18 protein-coding genes are annotated in these 18,035 nt (G+C 69.7%); 10 read left to right on the top strand and 8 right to left on the bottom strand.

The window, feature by feature from the left end; translation table 11 throughout:
- Positions 1–4: 4 nt before the first annotated feature.
- Genes ABNX41_RS09765 through ABNX41_RS09745 form a run of 5 tightly spaced genes read left to right on the top strand, consistent with a single transcriptional unit; the run spans position 5 to position 3,792 of the window.
- The gene (locus tag ABNX41_RS09765; RefSeq protein ID WP_438669540.1) at positions 5–643 is read left to right on the top strand and encodes a hypothetical protein; all 639 of its coding nucleotides are present in this window, start codon (positions 5–7) and stop codon (positions 641–643) included.
- Entirely contained in the window at positions 640–1,302 is a 663-nt protein-coding gene (locus ABNX41_RS09760) for a hypothetical protein (protein ID WP_438669539.1), read from the top strand. The genes ABNX41_RS09765 and ABNX41_RS09760 overlap by 4 nt, the downstream gene beginning before the upstream one ends.
- Complete coding sequence (gene pyrC / locus ABNX41_RS09755; RefSeq protein WP_438669538.1) at positions 1,299–2,633, top strand: dihydroorotase; 1,335 nt, start codon at positions 1,299–1,301, stop codon at positions 2,631–2,633. The genes ABNX41_RS09760 and pyrC overlap by 4 nt, the downstream gene beginning before the upstream one ends.
- 1 nt (position 2,634) lies before the next feature.
- Positions 2,635–3,249: a glycerol-3-phosphate 1-O-acyltransferase PlsY gene (plsY, locus tag ABNX41_RS09750; protein ID WP_438669537.1), complete on the top strand. Its 615-nt coding sequence runs from the start codon at positions 2,635–2,637 to the stop codon at positions 3,247–3,249.
- Positions 3,250–3,255: 6 nt separating this feature from the next.
- Positions 3,256–3,792, top strand: coding sequence for an NYN domain-containing protein (locus ABNX41_RS09745; RefSeq protein ID WP_438669536.1), 537 nt, complete (start codon positions 3,256–3,258; stop codon positions 3,790–3,792).
- A 55-nt stretch (positions 3,793–3,847) separates the two neighbouring features.
- On the opposite strand, the gene ABNX41_RS09740 is transcribed toward ABNX41_RS09745, so the two are convergent.
- From ABNX41_RS09740 to ABNX41_RS09730, 3 genes are all read right to left on the bottom strand, one after another.
- Entirely contained in the window at positions 3,848–5,194 is a 1,347-nt protein-coding gene (locus ABNX41_RS09740; RefSeq protein WP_438669535.1) for a glutamate--cysteine ligase, read from the bottom strand.
- 120 nt (positions 5,195–5,314) lie between these two features.
- Positions 5,315–5,881, bottom strand: a complete 567-nt coding sequence (locus ABNX41_RS09735) for a hypothetical protein (RefSeq protein ID WP_438669534.1) — start codon at positions 5,879–5,881, stop codon at positions 5,315–5,317.
- Entirely contained in the window at positions 5,878–6,624 is a 747-nt protein-coding gene (locus tag ABNX41_RS09730; protein ID WP_438669533.1) for a 16S rRNA (uracil(1498)-N(3))-methyltransferase, read from the bottom strand. Before ABNX41_RS09730 ends, ABNX41_RS09735 begins: the two co-directional genes overlap by 4 nt.
- 182 nt (positions 6,625–6,806) lie before the next feature.
- Between ABNX41_RS09730 and ubiA the strand changes: the two genes are divergently transcribed.
- The 5 genes from ubiA to ABNX41_RS09705 all read left to right on the top strand — a co-directional run bounded on the left by ubiA (position 6,807) and on the right by ABNX41_RS09705 (position 11,807).
- The gene (gene ubiA / locus ABNX41_RS09725; protein WP_438669626.1) at positions 6,807–7,781 is read left to right on the top strand and encodes a 4-hydroxybenzoate octaprenyltransferase; all 975 of its coding nucleotides are present in this window, start codon (positions 6,807–6,809) and stop codon (positions 7,779–7,781) included.
- A gap of 87 nt (positions 7,782–7,868) precedes the next feature.
- Entirely contained in the window at positions 7,869–10,046 is a 2,178-nt protein-coding gene (locus ABNX41_RS09720; protein ID WP_438669532.1) for an OmpA family protein, read from the top strand.
- Between the two features lie 18 nt (positions 10,047–10,064).
- Positions 10,065–10,394 carry a hypothetical protein gene (locus tag ABNX41_RS09715; protein WP_438669531.1) on the top strand — a complete coding sequence of 110 codons (330 nt, stop codon included), beginning with the start codon at positions 10,065–10,067 and terminating at the stop codon, positions 10,392–10,394.
- A 48-nt stretch (positions 10,395–10,442) separates the two neighbouring features.
- Entirely contained in the window at positions 10,443–11,258 is an 816-nt protein-coding gene (locus tag ABNX41_RS09710; protein ID WP_438669530.1) for a TIGR00282 family metallophosphoesterase, read from the top strand.
- Positions 11,259–11,405: 147 nt separating this feature from the next.
- Complete coding sequence (locus tag ABNX41_RS09705) at positions 11,406–11,807, top strand: hypothetical protein (RefSeq protein WP_438669529.1); 402 nt, start codon at positions 11,406–11,408, stop codon at positions 11,805–11,807.
- A 40-nt stretch (positions 11,808–11,847) separates the two neighbouring features.
- On the opposite strand, the gene folD is transcribed toward ABNX41_RS09705, so the two are convergent.
- From folD to ftsH, 5 genes are all read right to left on the bottom strand, one after another.
- Positions 11,848–12,747 carry a bifunctional methylenetetrahydrofolate dehydrogenase/methenyltetrahydrofolate cyclohydrolase FolD gene (gene folD, locus ABNX41_RS09700; protein WP_438669528.1) on the bottom strand — a complete coding sequence of 300 codons (900 nt, stop codon included), beginning with the start codon at positions 12,745–12,747 and terminating at the stop codon, positions 11,848–11,850.
- A gap of 3 nt (positions 12,748–12,750) precedes the next feature.
- Positions 12,751–13,074: a chorismate mutase gene (locus ABNX41_RS09695; protein ID WP_438669527.1), complete on the bottom strand. Its 324-nt coding sequence runs from the start codon at positions 13,072–13,074 to the stop codon at positions 12,751–12,753.
- Between the two features lie 159 nt (positions 13,075–13,233).
- A complete protein-coding gene (locus ABNX41_RS09690; RefSeq protein WP_438669526.1) occupies positions 13,234–14,910 on the bottom strand; it encodes a formate--tetrahydrofolate ligase in 1,677 nt (558 codons plus the stop codon).
- 69 nt (positions 14,911–14,979) lie between these two features.
- On the bottom strand, positions 14,980–15,753 hold the full coding sequence (locus ABNX41_RS09685) for a methyltransferase domain-containing protein (RefSeq protein WP_438669525.1): 774 nt from the start codon (positions 15,751–15,753) through the stop codon (positions 14,980–14,982).
- A 272-nt stretch (positions 15,754–16,025) separates the two neighbouring features.
- Positions 16,026–17,969 carry an ATP-dependent zinc metalloprotease FtsH gene (gene ftsH / locus ABNX41_RS09680; protein ID WP_438669524.1) on the bottom strand — a complete coding sequence of 648 codons (1,944 nt, stop codon included), beginning with the start codon at positions 17,967–17,969 and terminating at the stop codon, positions 16,026–16,028.
- Positions 17,970–18,035 lie beyond the last annotated feature (66 nt).

Here is an 18,035-nt window from a genome sequence, read left to right as displayed (position 1 = left end):
GACGATGGAGGATCCCGCGATCCCCGCCGGATGGGAAGGCATCCTCGACCCGGGCGAGCGGATCCTGTGGCAGGGCCGCCCCGAGGCCGGGTTCGACTGGAGCGCGCTGATCTCGACCCGCACGCCCTTCGGGCTGGCCTTCGCGGGTTTCGCGATCTTCTGGATGTCGATGACCCGGATCACCGGCGGCGCGGCGGTCAGCCCTTTCTTCATGGGTGTGCTCTTTCCGCTTTTCGGCCTGCCCTTCCTGTTTGCCGGGCTCAATATCGCCTTCGGCAAGCCCCTGCGCGATTTCCTGCGCCAGCGCGGCAGCCATTACACCCTGACTAACCGCCATGCCTTCATCGCGACCGACATCCTGGGAAAGCGCACGCTTTCGCGCCATCCGATCGGGGCGGGATTCCGGCCCGCGCTGGAAGAGGGCGATCCCGGCTCGGTCTGGTTCGGGACAAGGGCGGCGGTGGTCGGCCATGTGCCCTACAAGGACGAAACCACGGGTTTCGGCCAATGGCTGACCCGCACCGACCGGATCGGGTTCGAGCGCATCCGCGAAGCGCGCCGGGCCTGGCGCATGATGCTGGACCAGGCCACGGCGAATGCCGCCCGGCAGGGTGCGGAGACCGAAGGCGGGACGGCGCGATGACCCCCCGCCCGCAAGACCCGGGACTTGCGCCCGAAGACTGGCGGGCCTTCCTCGACCCCGGCGAGGCGCTGCTGTGGTCCGGGCGGCCCCGGGCCGGGCTGCGCTACGACCGCCAGGTGGCGGCGCGCAGTTCGCCCGGCCTTTTCATCCTCGCCTTCGCGCTCCTCTGGACGGGGGGGGCCGGGGCCGTCGCCATCGCGATGGTCGCCCAGGGCGGCAGCGCCTGGCGCTTCGTGATCCTGGGCTTCCCCGCCTTCGGGCTGATCTTCGTGTGGTTCGGGCTTGAGATGCTGGTGCTGCACTGGTTCCGCGATGCGGCGCTGCGGGCGCGGACCTCCTACGCGCTGACCTCGCGCCGCGCGCTGATCCATGAGGGCGGACACGCGCCCAGACTGCGCAGTTGGCCGATCCTGCCCGGCACGGTGATCGACTACAGCCCCTATACACGACACCCGCCCGAGGTCCGCATCCTCTTCGCCACCGAGGAAAAGGTGGACGCCGATGGCGACAGGACCTACACCCGCACCGGCTTTGACCGCATCACCGAAGGCGCGCGCGTCATGCATCTGCTGCGCCAGGTCCAGACCGCCCAAAGCCCGCCGCGTTTCGACCCGCATCCCGACCCGTCCCAGGACGCCAGCCCACCGGAAGAACCATGACCGCGCTTCATTTCACCAATGCCCGCCTGATCGACCCCGAGGCCGGAACCGACGTGCCGGGCAGCCTGACCGCCGACCGGGGCCGGATACTTGGCCGCGACCAGGCCCCGCCGAAGGGCGCCCGGGTGATCGACTGCGGCGGTGCCTGCCTGGCCCCCGGACTGGTCGACTGGGGCGTAAAGATCGGCGAGCCGGGCGAGCGGCACCGCGAAAGCTTCCGCTCGGCCGGCCTTGCGGCGGCGGCGGGGGGGGTGACAACCATCATCGCCCGCCCCGACACCAGCCCCGCCATCGACACGCCCGAGACGCTGGAATTCGTCACCCGCCGCGCCGCCGAGGCCAGCCCCGTGCGCATCCGCCACATGGCCGCCCTGACCAAGGGCCGCGAAGGCCGCGAGATGACCGAGATCGGCTTTCTGCTGGATGCGGGCGCGGTGGCCTTCACCGACGGCTTCCACGTCAGCCCCGACACCAAGGCGCTGTCGCGGGCGCTGACCTATGCCCGCGCGCTTGGCGCTCTGGTCATCGGCCATCCGCAGGAACCGGGCCTTTCGGCGGGCGCGGCGGCGACCAGCGGCAAGTTCGCCTCGTTCCGGGGCCTGCCCTCGGTCTCGCCCATGGCCGAGCGGATCGGGCTGGAGCGCGACCTCGCGCTGGTCGAGATGACGGGCGCGCGCTATCACGCCGACCAGATCACCACCGCCCGCAGCCTGCCCGCACTGCGCCGCGCCAAGGAGGCCGGGCTGGATGTCACCGCCGGGACCTCGATCCACCACCTGACGCTGAACGAATTCGACCTGGGCGATTACCGCACCTTCTTCAAGCTGGTGCCGCCGCTGCGCTCCGAGGACGACCGCCAGGCGATCATCGCCGCCCTGGCCGAGGGGCTGATCGACGTGGTGGCCTCGTTCCACACCCCCGCCGACGAGGAATCGAAGCGCCTGCCCTATGAAGAGGCCGCCGCCGGGGCCGTCGGCCTGCAAACGCTGCTTCCCGCCGCGATGCGGCTTTACCACGGCGGGCACCTGAGCCTGCCGCAGCTTTTCCGCGCCATGGCGCTGAACCCGGCGAACCGTCTGGGCCTGCCGCAGGGCCGTCTGGCCGAGGGCGCCCCGGCCGATCTGGTGCTTTTCGACCCCGACGCGCCCTTCCTGATGGACAGGTTCACCCTGCTGTCGAAATCCAAGAACACCCCTTTCGACGGCGCGCGGCTGGAGGGCAAGGTGCTGGGAACCTGGGTCGGCGGGCGCGAGGTGTTCCGCGATGCGCCGGGCGCGGCGCCCGACACCGCAACCGGCCCCTCGACCGACGCCACCAGGACCGAGGATTGACATGCCCGAGATCGTGACCCCCGGCCAGACCATGATCCTGGTCGCGCTGCTCTCCTACCTCGTGGGCTCGATCCCCTTCGGCGTCCTGGTGACGCGGGCGATGGGGCTGGGCGACCTGCGCCGGATCGGCTCGGGCAATATCGGCGCGACCAATGTGCTGCGCACCGGAAACCGGGGCGCGGCGCTGGCGACGCTGCTTCTGGACGGCGCCAAGGGCGCGGTGGCGGTGCTGGTCGCCCGGGCGGCAATCGGGGCCGAGGATGCGGCGCAGCTTGCGGCTTTCGCGGCTTTCGTCGGCCATCTCTGGCCGGTCTGGCTGGGCTTCAAGGGCGGCAAGGGCGTGGCCACCTTCCTTGGCACGCTGATCGCACTAAGCTGGCCGGTGGGGCTTGCCGCCTGCGCGACCTGGGCCCTGGGCGCGGCGCTGACGCGGATTTCCTCGGCGGCGGCGCTGATCGCGGCGGCGACGGTGCCGATCTGGCTCTGGACCTTCGACAACGGGCGGATGCTGCTGCTGACGCTGGTGCTGACCATCCTGATCTATATCCGCCACGCCGCCAATCTGGCCCGGATCAGGGCCGGGACCGAGCCGAAGATCGGCGCGAAGAAGGGCTGAGGCGGGATGGAAGGCGCGGACTGGCTTGCCATCGGCCTTCTCGCGGCGCTGCTGGCGCTCGCCTTCGTCCTCTTGCGCCTGCGCAGCGCTCGGCGCGGCGAAGGCGATCCTGCCGGGAGGCTGCCGCTCGCGGTGATCGACGGATCGAACGTTATGCACTGGCGGGACGGCACCCCGGCGCTGGCCACGGTCAGAGCGGTGGTCGAGACCCTGCGCGCGCAAGGCTACAAGCCCGGCGTGATCTTCGACGCCAATGCGGGATACAAGCTGATGGGCCGCTATCAGGACGACGCCGATCTGGCCCGGGCCATCGGCATGCCCGCCCGGGACGTTCTCGTGGTGCCGAAGGGCCAGCAGGCCGACCCGTTCCTTCTGGACTTCGCCCGCGACACCGGCGCGGTGCTGATCAGCAACGACCGTTTCCGTGATCGAATCGAGGATTATCCCGCGCTGGCCACGCCGGGCCGGATCCGGCGCGGCGGCTGGCGCGACGGCAGGATCTGGCTGGAGCGCCCCAGGAGTCCTGAGCGGGAGCAGCCCTGAGCCCCAAGCCGTTCCGAGCCCCAAAACCCTGAGCAGAGAGCCCCCCGAACCGGGCTCAGAGGCTTGCCGCCTCATAGATCGGGCGCAAGGATCCGCCCCATTCGCCCTGATACAGCGACAGCCAGCGGTCGGCCTGCACCCGGCCCTCGCCCAGGCTTTCGCGCAAAGGCGCGAGGTAGATCTCTTCGCCCCGGCCGCGCGCGGCAAGGCCCGCGGCGGAAAGCGCCACCGCCGCCCGCGCCAGATCCAGAAGCCGCACCCCGCCCGCCTCGCCCTGAAGGCCCGAGACCGAGGCCGCGACCCGCAGCCCCTCGCGCGTTTGCGCATCCAGCCCCTTGACCAGATCCCAGGCCGCATCCAGCGCGGCGCCGTCATACATCAACCCGGTCCAGAACGCCGGCAGCGCCAGAAGATGCGCCCGGTCCCCGGCATCGGCGCCGCGCATCTCGATGTATTTCTTCACCCGCGCCTCGGGGAAGACGGTGGTCAGATGGTCGGCCCAGTCCGAAAGCGTGGGCTTCTCGCCCGGCAGCGCGGGCAGTTCGCCGCGCAGAAAGTCGCGGAACGACTGGCCGAGCGCGTCGATATAGACCCCGTCGCGATAGACGAAATACATCGGCACATCGAGAACCCAGTCCACATAGCCCTGGAATCCCATGCCCTCCTCGAAGGCGAAGCCCAGCATCCCGGTGCGCGAGGCATCCAGGTCGCGCCAGATGCGCGAGCGCCAGCTTTTATGGCCGTTCGGCGCGCCGTCGAAGAACGGGGACGAGGCGAAAAGCGCCGTCGCCACCGGCTGAAGCGCCAGCGCCACGCGCAGCTTGCGCACCATGTCCGCCTCGGAGCCGAAATCCAGATTCACCTGCACGGTCGAGGTGCGATACATCATCTGCGTGCCATGGGTGCCGACGCGGCCCATGTAATCCGTCATCAGCCGATAGCGCCCCTTGGGCATCACCGGCATCTGCGCATGGCTCCATTCCGGGGCGGCGCCCAGGCTCATGAACCGGATGCCAAGCGGCTCGGCGATCTGGCGCAGTTCGTCGAGGTGATTGTCCAGTTCCGCCTCGGTCTCGGCGATGCTTTGCAGCGGCGCGCCTGAAAGCTCGAACTGTCCGCCCGGCTCAAGGCTGATATTGGCGCAGTTGCGCGTCAGGCCGATCATGTGCTCGCCCTCGCGCACCGGCTGCCAGCCGAAACGGTCCGAGAGCGCGTCGAACAGCGCCGAGATCGACCTTTCGCCGCCATAGGGCAGCGGCAGGCGGGTGTCGGTCAGCCAGCCGAATTTCTCATGCTCAGTGCCGATGCGCCACTCGGCGGCCGGTTTGCAGCCGCTTTCCATCAGACCGGCGAGTTGGTCGTAATTCTCGATCAGGCCACCGCCGGACTGGGGAATGGACATGGCTAAACGGCTCCGCAGGTCTGGGTCGGGCCCTTGCGTCCATGGGGCGCGGGCAGGCCCTCACCTGTCCTGCCGGGGCGGGAAGTGTCAATACCCCCGCGCGAGCGTTCCATTGTGCGATCAGAGCGGGCGCAGCCCCTGCCCGCCCCGCCGCCACACCAGCTTTGACGAGACCGAAAGCGCCGGAAGTGTGCCGCCCTCCCCGTCACTGGCTCCAAGCGCCGCGATCAGGTCATGCGAGGCAAGGCCCGGCAGGCTGGCGAAGGCGTCGAAAAGATCGCCCGCCCCGGCGCTGTCGAGCGGCACGAGAAGCGCGCGCCCGTGAAGGTCGGCCAGATGCCAGACCCGCCGCCCCTTCAGGGTGACCAGCCGCAGCTCCGCCAGGTCATGCAGGGCGATCTCGCCGCCCATGGTGGGGTGAAGGTAGGTCAGCCGCCCCTCGTCGATCTCGACCAGGCCGGGGGCGGCCGGGTCGCCCTGGAACCGCGCCCGCCGCGCCGCCAGCAACGCCCAGGCCGCGCCAAGAAGCGCGATCGCCCCCCCGATCAGGGCAAGGATCCAGCCGCCGCCAAGCGCGACCCGGATGCCGCCAAGGGCCAGCGCCAGCCCGATGGCGGTTTCCCCCCATCTGTGGAACAGCCGCGCCACCGGGGCCCGAAGGAACGGCGGCGGGGCCCGGCCGGTCACCGCCAGTCCCCGAACCGGCTTTGCCACAGCACCAGCGCCGCCAGCACGGCGGTTTCCGCGCGCAGGATGCGCGGCCCCAGGGAGACCGGCGTGACGGCGGGCAGGGCCTGAAGCCGCGCGCGCTCTTCCGGGGCGAAGCCGCCCTCGGGCCCGATCAGGATGGCCGCCGGTTCGCCCGCGCGACCGGCGGCCCAGCCCGTATCGCCGCCCGCCTCCGCCCGCGCCTCATCCGCCCAGAAGATCCGGCGCACCGGCCCCCCGGCCGTGGCCCAACCGTCCAGAAGCCGGTCGAGCGGCTGCAACTCCTCGACCCCGGGCACCCAGGTCGCGCCGCATTGCTCGGCGGCCTCGACGGCATGCAGGACCTGCTTGTCGGCGCGGATCCGCTCGGCGTTCATCCGGCGGGTCGAGACCGGCAGGATACGCGCCACGCCAAGCTCCACTGCCTTTTCGACGATGAAATTGGTCCGCTCCTTCTTCACAGGCGCGAAAAGAAGCCACAGGTCCGGCGGCGCGCCCTGGGGGCGCGAAAGCGCCTGACAGACCAGGATGCCCCGCCGCTTTCCGGCCTCGGCCACCTCGGCCAGCCATTCGCCGTCGCGCCCGTTGAAAAGCGCGACCCGATCCCCCGGGCCAAGCCGCATCACCTGGAAAAGGTAATTCGCCTGCCCCTCGGCCACGGCCACGGCTTGCCCCGCCCCGAGCGGCTGATCTACATGAAGTCTGACCTTGGTCCCTGCCATGGGGGAAATCTATGAGCCATCCGCGCGGAATGCCAGAGGAAGCCGCCGAGGGCGCCGCGCCCACGGACGACGCAGGTCCCGGTGCCGCGCAGGCGAGCCCGGGCGAGGGTTCGGGCATGCACAACGGTCCTGGCATGGGCGACAGTTCGGGCATGGGCGAAAATGCGGGCGCGGGCGACAGCATGGGCGCGGACGACAACGCGGACATGGGCGACGGCACGGGCACGGTGGCCGATTCGGTCGCGGGCAACTGGGTGGATCGCCACGCTCCCGCCGCGACCCGCCCCTATCTGCGACTGAGCCGCGCCGACCGGCCGATCGGAACATGGCTGCTCTACATCCCCTGCCTGTGGGGGGTGGCTTTGGCGGCCAATGCGGGCGGCGGCTTCGGCGCGAAAGATCTGTGGCTGGTGATCTCGTCGGGGATCGGCGCCTTCCTGATGCGCGGCGCGGGCTGCACCTGGAACGACATCACCGACCGCGACATCGACGCGCGGGTCGCGCGCACACGGTCGCGCCCGCTGCCCTCGGGCCAGGTGAGCGCGCGGCAGGCCGCCCTTTGGATGGTGGCGCAGGCGCTGGTCTCGGCCTTGATCCTGCTCAGCTACGACCGGCTGGCGATCGGGCTGGGCCTGCTGTCGCTGCTGCCCGTGGCGGTCTATCCTTTCGCCAAACGCTTCACCTGGTGGCCGCAGGTGTTCCTGGGCATCGCCTTCAACTGGGGCGCGCTTCTGATGTGGGCCGCGCAATCGGGGGAACTGGCCCCGGGCGCGGTGCTGCTTTACGCCGCCGGGATAAGCTGGACGCTCTACTACGACACGATCTACGCCCATCAGGACAAGGAGGACGACGCGCTGATCGGCGTGAAATCCACCGCCCGGCTGTTCGGCGCGCAAAGCGGGCGCTGGCTTGCCGGGTTTCTGGTCGGCGCGGTGATCCTGTTCGCCGCCGCCGTGATCGTGACCATACCGGCCGCGCGCGGGCCTGTGCCGATGCTGGTCGCGCTGGCCGGGGTCTGGGCCTTCGGCGCGCATATGGTCTGGCAGATGCGCGGGCTGAACCTCGACGACCCGGCCGCCTGCCTGCGCGCCTTCCGCGCCAACCGCGACGCCGGGCTGGCGGTTGTGCCATTTCTTGCCGGTGCGGCGCTGCTTTGATTGAACCCGGGACGGGGAAGCCATAGGAAGCCAGGGCGCGCGCGCCGTCCCTTGCCGCCATCCCCTCAGCAGACCCCAGAGCAGCCCTTGCCAAAACGTCTTCTCCGCCTGCCCCCCACCGCGCTTGGCGCCATCGCCTTCGCCCTTGCCGGGCTGGTGATGCTGGGGATCTCGTTCCTCTCCGTCCTGGTGATCGAGAGCCGCTCGCGCAGCGTGATCGCCTCGCATCTCGAACAGGCCCCGATGCAATGGGCCGAGGTCAGGACCGACGGGATGCAGGTCCACCTGGGCGGCACCGCCCCCAACGAGGCCGCGCGGTTCCGCGCGCTGAACCTTGTCGGCTCGGTGGTGGATTCCTCGCGCATCCGCGACGGGATCGAGGTCACCCCCGCCTCGGCCCTGACCCCGCCGCGCTTCTCGGTCGAGATGCTCAGGAACGACGACGGCATCCAGTTGATCGGCCTGGTGCCCGAGACCCCGGACGAGGGCGGGCTGACCGCCCAGGCCCTGACCGAGGCCGCCGGAGCCGTCGCCCAGGGCAATGCCCCCACCGACATGCTGCAATCGGCGGCCTGGCCCGCGCCTGCGGGCTGGGATGCCTCGCTCCAGCTTGGCCTTTCGGCGCTAGAGCTCTTGAAACGCTCGAAGATCTCGGTCTCGGCGGGGCGGGTCGAGATCACCGCCATCGCCGAAAGCGCCCCCGAAAAGCGCAGTTTCGAGGCCGAGTTGAACCGCCGCAAGCCCGATGGCGTGGCGCTGGTCATGGATATATCGGCGCCGCGCCCGGTGATCACCCCCTTCACCCTGCGCTTCATCAAGGATGCGCAGGGCGCGCGGTTCGATGCCTGCTCCGCCGATACCGACCGCGCCCGCGCCATGATCCTTGCCGCCGCGACCGAGGCCGGGCTGGTCGGCAGCGCCACCTGCACCGTGGGCCTTGGCACACCCACCCCGCGCTGGTCCGAGGGCGTGGCGGCCGCGATCCGCGCCGTGGGCCAGATGCAGGCCGGGACCGTCACCTTCTCGGATGCCGATATCACGCTTTTGGCCGGAGAAGGCGTCAGCCAGGCCGATTTCGACCTGGCCCTTGGCGAATTGCGCGCCGCCTTGCCCGATGTCTTCTCGCTCGAAGCCATTCCGCCGCGGGTCGAGATGGCCGCGCTCGGCCCGGCGGAATTCACCGCCCGGCTGCGCCCCGAGGGCCGGATCGAATTGCGCGGGCGGCTTCTGGACGAGCCGCAGCAGGCCGCGGTAGAGGCCTTCGCGCGCGCCTCGTTCAACCGGGCGACGGTGCATGTCGCCACCCGGCTTGACCCGGAACTGCCCGACGGCTGGCCGATCCGGGTGCTGGCGGGCCTTGAATCGCTGTCGCTTCTGGCCGAGGGCGCGCTTCTGGTGCGGGCCGATCTGGTGCAGGTCTCGGGCGTGACCGGCAACGGCGAGGCCCGCGCCCGGATCACCCAGATCCTGTCGTCGCGCCTTGGTCAGGGCCAGACCTTCCGCGTCGACGTGCGCTATGACGAAAGGCTCGACCCGCTGGCCGGGCTGCCCACCCCTGCCGAATGCGCCGCCGAGGTGGCCGCGATCATGGCGGCCGGGCGGATCACCTTCACCCCCGGCTCGGCCGAGATCGCGCCGGATGCGGTTCCGGTGATCGACCAACTGGCCGAGGCGCTGGCCTTCTGCCCCGGTATCACCATGGAGATCGGCGGCTATACCGATTCGCAGGGCTCGGACGCGGGCAATCTCGCGCTGTCCCAGGCCCGGGCCGAGGCGGTGCTGATGGCGCTTCTGGGACGTCGGGTGGACACTTCGGGCATGGTGGCGACCGGCTATGGCGAGGCCAATCCGATCGCCGACAATGCCACCGAGGAAGGGCGCGAGGCCAACCGCCGGATCGAATTCGTGCTGATCGGCGATGGCGCCCCCGCCGGCGCGGCAGGGCCCGAGGGCGAACATGCGGGCGAACCCGGGGCCGGGCCCGAGCCGGAAGATGGGCCAGACGCCGGACCCGACATTGCCGAAGAAGCCCCTGACGATGCCGGAACCGCCCCCGAGGCCCTCACCGCGGCCGCGCCCGAGGCAAAGGCAGAGTCCGCAAAAGAGGACGAAGCCCCGGCCGCCCCGCAGCCCGCCCTTGCCGAAGCTGGCCCTTCCGAAGAAAGCCCCACCGACGAGGGCCCCGATTTCTCGCATGATACCAGCCCCTCGGTCGCGCCGACCGAGATCACCATTCGCCCCCGGCCCCGCCCCGAGCGGGACTGACCGGCGCCAGGACCAGACATGAATCGCACCGAATTCGTCATCGCCACCGCCGTCATCCTGCTTCTGGCCTTCGCCATGGGCTGGTTCACCCATTGGCTTTTGCACCGTTTCGGCCGCAACACCGGCACCGACCTGTCAGAGATGGACCGGCTGGCGCAATCGCTGCACGAGGCCGAGGAGATGCGCGACCAGGCCATCATCTACCTTGAGAACCGCGAGGCCGAGCTGACCAACCAGATCCACCAGACCGAGGCCGAATTGCGCGCCGCGATGGAGGGGCTGCGCGACGCGCGGCAGGAGGCCGAGGAGATGCGCTCCTACATCGAGCGGATGCACGCCAATGGCTGAAACCACGGCACTTGCAGGCCGGGCCCGCCCGGCGTAAGGGCGGAACCCATGCGGATACTCTTTCTTGGCGATGTGATGGGGCGCAGCGGGCGCGCGGCCGTGGCGGGGCAACTGGCGCGGCTGCGCGCGGACTGGGGCCTCGATTTCGTCGTGGTGAACGGCGAGAACGCGACCGGCGGCATGGGGCTTTCGGCCGAACATGCCCGCGGCCTGCTGGCGGCGGGGGCCGATGTGGTGACGCTTGGCGACCACGCCTTCGACCAGAAGGACATGGCCCAGGCGCTTGAGACCGAATCCCGGATCCTGCGCCCGATCAACTATTCCAGGATCGCCCCCGGCAGGGGCTGGCGGATCTACGACGCCCCCGGCGGCCGAAAGGTGCTGGTCGCGCAGGTGCTGGGCCGGGTCTTCATGAAACAGCCCTTCGACGATCCGTTCTCGGCCATCGAGCCGGTGCTGAAGGCGCATCCGCTGGGCAAGACCGTACAGGCCGCCGTGGTCGATGTCCATGCCGAGGCCACCAGCGAGAAGATGGGCATGGGCCATTGGTGCGACGGCCAGGCCAGCCTTGTGGTCGGCACCCATACCCATGTGCCCACGGGCGACGCGCAGATCCTGAAAGGCGGGACCGCCTATCTGACCGATGCGGGGATGTGCGGCGATTACGACAGCGTGATCGGGATGGAAAAGCTGGAGCCGATGCGCCGCTTCGTCACCGGCCTGTCGAAATCGCGGTTCGAGCCCGCGGGCGGCGAGGCCACGCTCTCGGGCGTCTATGTCGAGACCGACGACCGCACCGGCCTTGCCACAAGGGTCGAGATGGTGCGCCAAGGCGGGCGGCTTTCGCCCTCGGGCCCGGCCTGAGAGCGGCTTTGCCGATGCGCGCGGCGGTCGCTGGCGCATCGCCACGCGCGGCGCTAGTCTGGGCGCGGCCGCCAGTCCGCGCCCGCCAGTCCGCAACCGGCATTCACGGCGTCGGCGCGAATTCCCCTCCGCCCGAAAGGTCCAGACATGCCCCGCAGCCCGCAGATCGCCGCCGTTCTTCTTCCCCTCGGCCTTGCGGCCTGCGCCGCGCTGGCCCGGCCCACGCCGCAGGACCTGCGGCTGGATCACGAGATGCTGGTGGTGCAGATGTCGGATGGCAGCACCTGCCGCGCCGCCTGGGCCGAGGCCTTGCGCGCGGCGCCCTCGGAAACGGTGGTCGGAGGCGATCTGGCGGGATGCCCGGCGGGCTATCGCTACAGCATCACGGTGGAGAACAATCCCAACCTTCTGCGCCAGATGGTCGAGGGGCTGGAGCAGGCCATCGACGGCGCGATGCTGGCACCGATGGCCGAGGTGCGGGTGACCACGCCTTCGGGCCGGGTGCATGCGTTCAAGTCGCCGGTCAAGGTCGACGCCTTCGACGACTGAGGCGCCAGTTCGACGACTGAGGCGCCGGAGGCCGGACCTGTCAGACCGTCAGGCCCTCCGGCTCGGGCAAGCCGTTGGCGCGGCAGCAGGCTGTCAGCGTATTGGCCAGAAGGCAGGCGATCGTCATCGGCCCGACGCCGCCCGGAACCGGGGTGATCGCCCCGGCCGCAAGGCTGGCGGAGGCGAAATCGACATCGCCCACCAGCCGCATCCGGCCCTCGCGCTCGACGCGGTTGATGCCCACGTCGATCACCACCGCGCCGGGCTTGATCCAGTCGCCCGGGATCATCTCGGGGCGACCCACGGCGGCGACGAGAATATCGGCGCCCCGGCAGACCGAAGCCAGATCGCGGGTGCGGCTGTGCGCGATGGTCACCGTGCAGCTTTCGCCCAGCAGAAGCTGCGCCATCGGCTTGCCGACGATGTTCGAGCGCCCGACCACCACGGCGTTCAGCCCCGCCAGATCGCCCAGATGGTCGCGCAGCATCATCAGGCAGCCAAGCGGCGTGCAGGGCACCATCGCCTTCTGCCCCGTTCCCAGCAGCCCCACGTTCAGGATATGGAACCCGTCCACATCCTTCGCGGGCGCGATGGCATTGATCACCGGATCGGCGTTCAGATGGGGCGGCAGCGGCAGTTGGACCAGGATGCCGTGCACCGCCGGATCGGCATTCAACCGGGCGATCAGCGCCAGAAGGTCCGCCTCCGAAGTGGTCTCGGGCAACCTGTGTTCGAACGAGGCCATGCCCGCCTCAAGGGTCTGGATCCCCTTGTTCCTGACGTAGACCGCCGAGGCCGGATCCTCGCCCACCAGGACCACGGCAAGCCCGGGGGTGATGCCGTGCTCCTCGCGCAGGCGCGCCACGCGCGCGGCGACCTTTCCCCGCACCCCCGCCGCGAAGGCCTTGCCGTCGATCCGAACCGCAGGGGAATGGGTCATCCGCTATCCTTTCGAAACGGGGGGACGGGCGCTGTCGGGGCCCAGATGGCCCTCTTCGCGCGCGATCGACCAGTCGATCAGCGCGCGCCACAGGCTTTCGACCAGGTCGGGGGCAAGGCCCCGGGCCTCGGCATGGCGGCGCACATTCGCAACCACTTCCTCGACCCTGGGCTCGATCCGGGCGGGCAGGTCCACGCCGGCCTTGATCCGCGCGGCGGCGTCGATATAGCCCGAGCGTTCGGCCAGAAGCGCGACCAGGGCGGCGTCGATCCGGTCGATCTCGGCCCGCACATGGGCCATGGTCTGGCAATCCTGCGCCTTGCGCATCGCTTTCCCCGCGATTGGCCGGGGGGCCATCCCCCGCGCGACCCGACATAATCCGGGCGGGCGGGAAGGGCAACGCTGCGATTGCGAAAGAGCCCGCCCCGGATCGGAACAGCCCCCCCGGAACAGGCCCTTGGGGACAGGCCCCCGCGGGACAGCCCCTCAGAACAGACCTTCGATCTCGCCCGCGGGATTGAGGCGGATGGTCTCGGCCGCCGGATGGCGCGGCAGGCCGGGCATGGTCATGATCTCGCCGCAGATCGCCACGACGAATCCCGCCCCGGCCGCCAGGCGCAATTCCCGCACCGGGATCTTGTGGCCCTCGGGCGCGCCGAGAAGGCCGGGGTCGGTCGAAAAGCTGTATTGGGTCTTGGCCATGCAGACCGGCAGTTGGCCATGACCCCCCGCCTCGATGGCGCGAAGCTGGTCCCGGGCGGCGGGTTCCAGCACCACCTCGCCCGCGCGGTAGATGCGGCGTGCGATGGTCTCGATCTTTTCGGCGATGCCCATCTCGTCGGGGTAGAGCGGCGCGAAATCCGCCACCCCCGAATCGGCCAGATCGGCGACCTTGCGCGCCAGCTCCTCGGCGCCGCGCCCGCCCTCGGCCCAGTGGCGGCACAGCACCGCCTGGGTGCCAAGGCCCGCGACATGATCCTGCACGGCGCGGATCTCGGCCTCGGTGTCAGAATGGAAATGGTTGATCGCCACCACCACTGGCACGCCGAAGCCGGTCACATTCTCGATATGGCGGGCCAGATTGGCGCAGCCCGTCCGCACCGCGTCGACATTCTCGGCGGCCAGATCCTCGCGCGCAACGCCGCCGTTCATCTTCAGCGCCCTGACCGTCGCAACGATCACCGCCGCCGCAGGCTTCAACCCCGCCTTGCGACATTTGATGTCGAAGAACTTCTCGGCCCCCAGATCGGCGCCGAACCCGGCCTCGGTCACGACGTAATCGGCCAGTTTCAGCGCCGTCCGGGTGGCGATCACCGAATTGCAGCCATGGGCGATATTGGCGAAGGGCCCGCCATGGACGAAGGCGGGGTTGTTCTCAAGCGTCTGCACCAGATTGGGCTGCATCGCATCGCGCAACAGCACCGTCATCGCCCCGTCGGCCTTGAGGTCGCGGGCGTGGACCGGGCGGCGGTCGCGGGTCCAGCCGATCACGATCGCGCCAAGCCGCCGCTCCAGATCGGCAAGGTCCGAGGCAAGGCACAGGATCGCCATCACCTCGGAGGCCACGGTGATGTCGAAGCCACTTTCGCGGGCAAAACCGTTGGCCGGGCCGCCCAGACCGATCACGCAATCGCGAAGCGCACGGTCGTTCATGTCCATCACCCGGCGCCAACTGACGCGGCGGGTGTCGATCTCAAGCGCATTGCCCCAGTGGATATGGTTGTCGATCATCGCCGAGAGCAGGTTGTGCGCCGCCGTGATGGCGTGGAAATCGCCGGTGAAATGAAGGTTCATATCCTCCATCGGCACGATCTGGGCATGGCCCCCGCCCGCGGCCCCCCCCTTCATGCCGAAGTTCGGGCCCAGCGAGGCCTCGCGCAGGCAGATCGCGGTCTTGCGCCCGATCCGGTTCAGCGCATCGCCAAGGCCCACGGTGGTCGTGGTCTTGCCCTCGCCCGCAGGCGTCGGGTTGATCGCGGTGACAAGGATCAGGCGGCCGTCGGGGCGGTCCTCAAGGCCGCGGATGAAATCCTGGCCCAGCTTGGCCTTGTCATGGCCATAGGGCAGCAGGGCCTCGGGCGGGATGCCAAGGCGTGCGCCGATCTCCTGGATCGGTTTCTTGCGCGCGGCGCGGGCGATCTCGATGTCGGACGGCTGGCTCATGGATTTCCTTCCCGGGTCCGGGCGCGTCCGCACGCGCGCCCGTCCTGACGCAATGGCAAGGGCCGGGCCTCAGCCCGGACGCTCGTGAACGAAGAACAGACGGCGGAACGGGAAAAGCGCGCCGCCGTCCGGCAACAGCGGATAGGCCTCGGCCAGGGCCGCGTCATAGGCTCGGATCAGGGCCTCGCCCTCGGCCTCGGAGAGCCGGGCGAGATAGGGCAGCATGGCGGTGGAGCGGGTGAAATGCCGCACCGGATGACCCGAGTCCACGGGGCCAAGCTCTTGCAGATATTCGGTCTGCCAGACCCGGACCGCGCCCAGAGGGGCGAGCATATCGCGATAGGCCCGCATGGGCGCGACCGGACGGAGAAATTCCTCCGCCGCAAAACGCTCGGGGAAAAGCCGAGGCGCAAGGCCGCGCAGCAGCGCATGCGAGGGCGCGTCGAAATTGTCCGGCATCTGCACCGCCAGAACGCCCCGGGGCGCCAGAAACCCGGCAAGGCGCGGGATCAGCACGGCGTGATCCGAAAGCCAGTGCAGCGCGGCATTGGAAAAGATCAGCACAGGCGGCGCGGCCGGTTGCCAGCGAGCGATATCGGCAAGCTCGGTCCGCCCGTAGCCAAGCGCCTTCGACAGCATCGCCGCGCTGGCGTCCACGCCGACCAGATCCTGCCCCGGAAACCGCGTCAGCAGCGCCCCCGCCACCGCGCCCGCGCCGCAGCCCAGATCGACGATCTCGCCCGCGGGCAGCAGCGGCACATGCGACAGCAGGTCCAGCGCCGGACGCAGCCGCAGGTCGCGATAGGCCGCGTAGAGATCGGGGTTCCAGCTTTCAAGCGTCATCGCGACCTACCCTTGAAGACCGGCCGAGGCGGCTTGCCCGCCGGGCGTGTCGGTCGACCGGACCCTCCCGGGACGGAGGATCGGCCCGGCCGGGGCAAGCGCCACGCCACGCCGCCGCGACGGCAGGGCCTGGAGTTGCCCGTTGCCCGGCCCGGGGTGCATGGCGCAGACAAAAGTGACCGCCCGGCCCTTCGACCGAGCGGCACCGGGCGGCGCATCCTCGCCGCCCCTCAGGTGGCCCAAAACTTCCCTGCCCCGCCATCCCTGCCCCGTCAGAGCGGCGAGGGTTCGGCATCGCCTTCGCCCGCGCCCTTGCCGCCATCCGATCCGGCATCGGGATTGCGCGGCTTCTTGGTCTTCGGGATCGCCAGGACCGAGGCGACGGGCACGTCCTGCCCGCCCGAGGCGCCGTCGTCGTCGCCGCCAAGCTTTTCGCCCGCCATGACCTTGCGGATCTCTTCGCCGGTCAGGGTCTCGTATTCCAGAAGCCCCTGGGCGAGGCGCTCGAACTCTTCCTCGTTCTCGTCGAGGATCTTCATCGCGCGTTCGAAACCCTCGTCGATGATCGACTTCACCTCGGCCTCGATCAGCCGCTTGGTCTCGGCCGAGACCGAGAAGCCGCCCGCATTGCCCTCATAACCGGCATGGGCCTCGCCATAGTCGATATTGCCGACCGCATCCGACATGCCCCAGCGCATCACCATGGCCCGCGCCACGGCCGAAACGCTCTGGATATCGCCCGAGGCACCCGAGGAGACCCGGTCCTCGCCCCATTTCTTGATCTCGGCGGCCTTCCCGGCCATGCCCATGGCGATGCGGTCCTTCATCTGGTCCTTGTGCCAGGAATGGCGGTCCATTTCCGGCAGGCTCATCACCATGCCAAGCGCGCCGCCGCGCGGCATGATCGTGGCCTTGTAGACCGGATCGCATTTCGGCAGCTTCAGCCCGACGATGGCGTGGCCGGCCTCGTGATAGGCGGTCATTTCCTTGTCCTCGGGCGACATGACCATCGAGCGCCGCTCGACCCCCATCAGCACCTTGTCCTTGGCATTCTCGAAATCCGCCATGGCGACGAAGCGCCGACCGATCCGCGCCGCCAGCAGCGCCGCCTCGTTGACCAGATTGGCCAGATCCGCGCCGGAAAACCCGGGCGTGCCGCGCGCGATCAGCCGCAGGTCCACATCCGGGCCCAGCGGGATCTTGCGGGCGTGGACGTTCAGGATCTTCTCACGGCCCTTGATGTCGGGATTGCCGACAGTGATCTGGCGGTCGAACCGGCCCGGACGCAGCAGCGCGGGGTCGAGCACGTCCTTGCGGTTGGTGGCCGCGACGATGATCACGCCCTCGTTGGCCTCGAACCCGTCCATCTCGACCAGAAGCTGGTTGAGCGTCTGCTCGCGCTCATCATTGCCGCCGCCCATGCCGACGCCGCGCGCGCGGCCCACCGCGTCGATTTCATCTATGAAGACGATGCAGGGCGCGTTCTTCTTGGCCTGTTCGAACATGTCGCGCACCCGGCTTGCGCCGACGCCGACGAACATCTCCACGAAATCCGAGCCCGAGATGGTGAAGAAGGGCACGCCCGCCTCGCCCGCGATGGCGCGCGCGAGCAGCGTCTTGCCGGTGCCGGGCGGACCGACCAGCAGCGCGCCCTTGGGGATCTTGCCGCCCAGGCGGCTGAATTTCTGCGGGTTGCGCAGGAATTCGACGATCTCTTCCAGCTCTTCCTTGGCCTCGTCGATCCCGGCCACGTCGTCGAAGGTCACGCGGCCGTGCTTTTCGGTCAGAAGCTTCGCCCGGCTCTTGCCGAAGCCCATGGCCCCGCCCTTGCCGCCGCCCTGCATCCGGTTCATGAAGAAGATCCACACCCCGATCAGCAGCAGGATCGGCAGGAAGGACATCAGGAACGTGCCGAAGAAGCTTTGTTCCTGCGGCGTCGCCTCGACCTTGATGCCCCTCGACAGCAGGCGTTCGGTGATCTGCTCGCCCTCGGGCTTGACGGTGGTATAGGTGCCGCCGTCATTGGTGCGCACCGTGACGCGCTCGCCGTTCAGGGTGACCTCGGCCACCCGGCCCGCCTCGACCTGCGCCATGAATTCCGAATAGGACCAGGGCCGCGCCGCCAGGGTGTTCTGCCCGCCCGAGAAAAGCTGGAAGAGCGCGATGACCAGAAGCAGCAGGACGGCCCAGAAGGCGATGTTGCGCGCGTTGTTCACGTAAGACTCCCGTAGTCCCGCCGCCCCCATGCGGGACGCGGTGTTCGCGCCCAAGATAGTCATTGG

Origin of the sequence: Pseudogemmobacter sonorensis (genome assembly GCF_042762395.1) — a bacterium.
Taxonomy (GTDB): domain Bacteria; phylum Pseudomonadota; class Alphaproteobacteria; order Rhodobacterales; family Rhodobacteraceae; genus Pseudogemmobacter; species Pseudogemmobacter sonorensis.
This window is presented reverse-complemented; position numbering and strand designations above follow the sequence as displayed.

Coding starts and splice junctions, on each gene's coding strand:
- ABNX41_RS09765 (WP_438669540.1), top strand. CDS start 5: ATGGAGGATCCCGCGATCCCCGCCGGATGGGAAGGCATCCTCGACCCG.
- ABNX41_RS09760 (WP_438669539.1), top strand. CDS start 640: ATGACCCCCCGCCCGCAAGACCCGGGACTTGCGCCCGAAGACTGGCGG.
- pyrC (WP_438669538.1), top strand. CDS start 1,299: ATGACCGCGCTTCATTTCACCAATGCCCGCCTGATCGACCCCGAGGCC.
- plsY (WP_438669537.1), top strand. CDS start 2,635: ATGCCCGAGATCGTGACCCCCGGCCAGACCATGATCCTGGTCGCGCTG.
- ABNX41_RS09745 (WP_438669536.1), top strand. CDS start 3,256: ATGGAAGGCGCGGACTGGCTTGCCATCGGCCTTCTCGCGGCGCTGCTG.
- ABNX41_RS09740 (WP_438669535.1), bottom strand. CDS start 5,194: ATGTCCATTCCCCAGTCCGGCGGTGGCCTGATCGAGAATTACGACCAA.
- ABNX41_RS09730 (WP_438669533.1), bottom strand. CDS start 6,624: ATGGCAGGGACCAAGGTCAGACTTCATGTAGATCAGCCGCTCGGGGCG.
- ubiA (WP_438669626.1), top strand. CDS start 6,807: ATGGGCGCGGACGACAACGCGGACATGGGCGACGGCACGGGCACGGTG.
- ABNX41_RS09715 (WP_438669531.1), top strand. CDS start 10,065: ATGAATCGCACCGAATTCGTCATCGCCACCGCCGTCATCCTGCTTCTG.
- ABNX41_RS09710 (WP_438669530.1), top strand. CDS start 10,443: ATGCGGATACTCTTTCTTGGCGATGTGATGGGGCGCAGCGGGCGCGCG.
- ABNX41_RS09705 (WP_438669529.1), top strand. CDS start 11,406: ATGCCCCGCAGCCCGCAGATCGCCGCCGTTCTTCTTCCCCTCGGCCTT.
- folD (WP_438669528.1), bottom strand. CDS start 12,747: ATGACCCATTCCCCTGCGGTTCGGATCGACGGCAAGGCCTTCGCGGCG.
- ABNX41_RS09695 (WP_438669527.1), bottom strand. CDS start 13,074: ATGCGCAAGGCGCAGGATTGCCAGACCATGGCCCATGTGCGGGCCGAG.
- ABNX41_RS09690 (WP_438669526.1), bottom strand. CDS start 14,910: ATGAGCCAGCCGTCCGACATCGAGATCGCCCGCGCCGCGCGCAAGAAA.
- ABNX41_RS09685 (WP_438669525.1), bottom strand. CDS start 15,753: ATGACGCTTGAAAGCTGGAACCCCGATCTCTACGCGGCCTATCGCGAC.